At 63.3% G+C, this 2,319-nt stretch carries 2 protein-coding genes; both read left to right on the forward strand.

The features are described 5' to 3' along the window. Positions 1 to 304 (forward strand): hypothetical protein (locus IU459_RS39135; protein WP_228839042.1); only part of this gene is annotated, 304 nt, incomplete at its 5' end. Positions 305 to 669: 365 nt separating this feature from the next. Continuing rightward, entirely contained in the window at positions 670 to 1,848 is a 1,179-nt protein-coding gene (locus IU459_RS36930; protein WP_195134220.1) for a thiolase family protein, read from the forward strand. Positions 1,849 to 2,319 lie beyond the last annotated feature (471 nt).

The raw sequence follows: 2,319 nt of genomic DNA on the forward strand, positions 1-2,319 counted from the left end.
CGGTCTGCCGATTGAAGGCGATCAAGCGCAGGTGCTTTGGCCGGGCCAACTTCGATCTCCTGCGACGCCTCGTGCTCCTCAGTTGACCACCACCCCCGGCAAGATCACCAAGTTTGTGCCTGAGCCATTATCACGTGGCCGCTGGCAACAATGGCTACCACAGTGCCCGAACCGCTTCATCGGGCCACTCCAGCCGCGAACACTCTTCTTTGCGCTCTCGATCCTTCGTCATCTACAGAGGATGCGCCTGAGGGGCACACCCAACCGCCGCTTCGAGTTCAGCCATTGCGTTGCGCCCGAGTGACCCACTGGCGGGCGCGCCAGGATCCACCATCGCTCTGCATTGTCACCCGAAATCCTCGGCACGAACGCCGGAGCCGAATCGCCTCGTCCCCTGCCCGAGAAACGACAATTCGGGCCTACCGGGACCGGTCCAGCCACCAGCAGTCGCGCCGGCAAGCCCGGAGAGTTCCTCTCCGACCCAGCCCCTGGCGGCGCGGCGCAGGTCGACGTACAACCCTCCATCAGCGCACCTGCGTCCCACAAGACCCATAACTGACGTCACCTTCGTTTATACTGTTTCCGGCCGGTGCAGTCAAAGTCATCTGCACGCCCCCGCAACAGCCCCACGTGTTGGCGGCAGCACACGGAATAACAATGGAGGTAACAGTGCACGACGACATCTGGCTTGTCGGTGGTCTTCGCACGCCGTTCGGGCGCTTCGGCGGAAGCCTGAGGGACCTGTCGCTGGTCGAGCTGGCAACGGAGGCTGTGCGTGGGCTCGTTGAGCAGCATCACTGGCCGAGCGAAGCGGTTTCCGAGCTATTGCTGGGTACCGGGATGATCGAGGGTGCCACGTTTGTCCCAGCCCGCCAGCTCTCCCTAGGCCTTGGGCTCCCGGAGTCACTGCCCACTCTGACGGTAGACCGTGCTTGCTGCTCCGGGATGACTGTGATTGGTCTGGCTGCTCGGACTATTTCTGCAGGTGCTTGTTCAGTGATCGCCGCCGGAGCCGAATCGATGAGCCGCACGCCCAGGCTGCTGCATAGCACTCGTTGGGGTGCGAAACGAGGTGATTTAAAGGTCGAAGATCTCCTCTTGATGCGTTCCCCACTCTCTGGAACCCCACTTGCCACCTACACCGGGCGTGAGGCTCTCGCCCGCGGAGTCACTCGTGAAGATCAGGACCAGTGGGCGCTGCGCAGCCAACAGCGTTATGCAGCAGCCGAAGCCGACGGCTGGTATGACGATGAGCGCATCACGGTGCACACCCGCCGCGGTGCGGTGAGCCAGGACGAACAACCGCGTGCTGATGTGTCGCTGGAGAGTCTCGCCGCGCTGGATACCGTGTACGACAGTCCAACGGTCACTGCTGGCAATGCGCCGGGGCTCAATGACGGGGCCTGCGCCCTGCTGCTGGCCGGCAACCGCACACTCAATGAAACCGGAGCGCAACCGCTAGCCCGGCTGGCCGGATACGAACAGATTGCAGGGGGCCCGACCTCTGCGGTCTATCTGCCCGGCGTCGCCATCCGTAGACTGCTTGACCGTGTCGGCGTGCCACTGCATGACGTGGCTGTTATCGAAATCAACGAGGCGTTTGCGGCCACAGCACAGTGCAGTCTCGGCGAGTTGGCAGGCAATGACGCCGAATTGGAGGCCGAGTTACGCGAGCGGACCAACCCAAACGGAGGTGCCGTCGCGTTGGGCCACCCGATGGGCGCTAGCGGAGCTCGCGTCACCTTGGCAGCAGCACGCGAATTGCGCCGCCGCGGTGGGCGGTGGGCGGTAGCGGCGATTTGCGGCGGATTCGGACAGGCCGATGCAGTGCTCCTCGAAGCATGCTGACAACGCGATGCGAAAGCACTGGTCACTGCAGAGCACGCATCAAGACGCGGCCAACAACGGCGGACGAAAAGACGTATGTAGTGTGCCGCTGACAAAGCTCGACTACACCCGGTTCGGACTGCACCTGCTGCCGAAATCTCTATACGGAGTCTCGCCATCGAGTCCGCCATGGGGCCGGTGGTAGTTGCGGTAGTCCTGATCTAGCTGGCGGCGCGTTTGGGTGAGAGCGTGATGCGGTCGCTGGTGAGGCGACCCTGGTTGATGTAGCGGTAGAGTTGAGTCCTCCGGTGTAGCTGAGGCCTGCGTTCCGCGTAATTCGGAGCGGATAGAGCCCAGATTTATGCGGTACTTGCCGTCGAAGTTGGCTTCGGCCTTCGCTTTCGCCGCGTCGAGGCGCAGCTTCCCGGCCGGGGTGACCCGCAGGAACCTCGACAGGCCCGGCTTCGCGGAGATCTTGCCCCGCAACTCGCC

Origin of the sequence: Nocardia amamiensis, assembly GCF_015477605.1 — a bacterium.
Lineage (GTDB): Bacteria > Actinomycetota > Actinomycetes > Mycobacteriales > Mycobacteriaceae > Nocardia > Nocardia amamiensis_A.